The organism is Treponema sp. R80B11-R83G3 (assembly GCF_054786115.1).
In genome coordinates this window covers 1-1353 of the sequence record NZ_BDHF01000217.1, presented here as the reverse complement: position 1 = coordinate 1353, position 1353 = coordinate 1, and the positions used below count along the sequence as shown (strand labels likewise).

The 1353-nt window shown below is 31.5% G+C and carries 2 protein-coding genes; both read left to right on the top strand.

All coding sequences use genetic code 11. From position 1 onward, the window contains the following. On the top strand, positions 1-480 hold a 480-nt coding region (locus ACYVRH_RS12760; protein WP_461257277.1), incomplete at its 5' end, for an FkbM family methyltransferase. Between the two features lie 17 nt (positions 481-497). After that, positions 498-1353 (top strand): glycosyltransferase family 2 protein (locus tag ACYVRH_RS12755; protein WP_461257276.1); only part of this gene is annotated, 856 nt, incomplete at its 3' end.

Genomic DNA, 1353 nt, shown 5'->3' with positions numbered 1-1353 from the left:
TTTAAAAATATACTTAATAAAAGATTGAACAAAATAATTGCATTCGAGGCTGATAGTAATATATTTAAAGTGTTAAAGGAAACAATGGAAATAAACAAACTTTCGCAATTAGTTGTACTATATAATTTAGCTTTATTTCGTGAAAATACTATGATTAGCTTCAATACAACTTCAGGACCAACATCTTCTATAGCTATTAATGGGAATTCTTTAATTAAAGCAGTAAAGTTGGATGATATTATTGATGAAAAAGTAACATTTATAAAGATGGATATAGAAGGAGGAGAGATGGATGCGTTAATTGGAGCAGAAAAAATTTTAAAGCGGGATAAACCTAAATTAGCTATATCTTTATATCATAACCCAGCTCATTTATGGGAAATTCCAATTTTTTTAAAAAATGTAATACCAGAATATAAATTTTATATACGTCACCATAGCAAATTTTTTGATAGTTTAATTTTATATGCTGTAATTTAAAGGAATATTTTATATTAATGAAAACAATCACAATCGTAACGCCAACATTTAATTCTATGCGTACATTTTCTCTTTATATGGACGCTATTATTACGCAAGACTATCCGCATGAATTGATAGAAATAATATTCGCTGATGGCGGTTCCACAGATGGAACATTGGAAGCAATAGAGCAATATAAAAAAAATTGCGATATTAAAATTATAGTTGTTCACAACCAGCTCAGAACGGCAGAAGCAGGAAAGGCACTTGGCGTCAGGAAGGCGATGAATGAAATTATATGTCTTTTGGATTCCGATAATATATTACTCTGCCATGACTGGTTGAATATGATGATGAAGCCTTTTGCTGAAGAAGAAATTGCCGCAAGCGAACCTATTGAATTTACATACAGACGGGAGGACAATGTAATTAATAGATATTGTGCTCTTACAGGGATAGGTGACCCACTTTGTATTTTTACCGGAAATTATGACAGACTCTGTCGCATTACAAATAAATGGACGCAAATGCCCCGTGAAGAAACAGACAAAGGAGATTATTTAAGTATTAAATTTGAGCCTGAAAAACTTCCCACTATCGGAGCAAATGGTTTTTTTATGCGTAAAGCAGAAATGCTTGACAGTTTTGAAGGGGATTATCTTTTTGATATTGATATATTGTATGAATTGTTTTCCAAAAAAACAAATTTACGTGTTGCGAAAGTAAAAACGGGTATTATCCATTTGTACTGTTCTGACGTAAAAACGTTTGCAAGGAAGCAGAATCGCCGTATTAAAGATTTTCTGTATTTTAACAGTACGAATGGCCGTAAATATAAATGGAATGCGGTTGGAAAAGGAAAAATAATATTTTTTGTGTTTTGTACAGTTA